The sequence below is a fragment of the Agrococcus sp. DT81.2 genome (genome assembly GCF_049844935.1).
Classification (GTDB): domain Bacteria; phylum Actinomycetota; class Actinomycetes; order Actinomycetales; family Microbacteriaceae; genus Agrococcus.
Map to the genome: position 1 here is coordinate 1 of NZ_JBNCLZ010000021.1, position 336 is coordinate 336.

The following is a 336-nucleotide window of genomic DNA, read 5'->3' on the forward strand; positions in this document are numbered from 1 at the left end:
CCCTCGCCTACCCCGACCGCATCAACCCCCACCTCTGACCATGACCGCACCGCTTACACAGAAGACTTGACACGCTCTCCTCCCGCCCATCGACGGGGCGGCGGTGCACGCGGTGGTCAACGCGTACCGCTCGCCGCGCACGAGGATCGACCTCGAGGGCGCCCGACCGGTCGACGACGACCACCGCACCGACGAGCAGCGCGCCGCGGACGTGCTCACCGGCCTGTTCGGCGCGCACGCCCGCTCCGGCGACGCGCCCCGGCCGGGGAAGGCGTCGCCGACGCTGCTGGTGGCGGTCACGCTCGCCGACCTCGCCGCGCACGCCGCCGGCCAGCC

Annotated in this window: 1 protein-coding gene; it reads left to right on the forward strand. The window is 75.0% G+C overall.

Annotated elements, in window-relative coordinates; all coding sequences use genetic code 11:
* Nucleotides 1–103 precede the first annotated feature (103 nt).
* A partial coding sequence (locus tag ACLQ21_RS15735) for a DUF222 domain-containing protein (RefSeq protein WP_425664914.1) occupies nucleotides 104–336 on the forward strand: 233 nt, incomplete at its 3' end.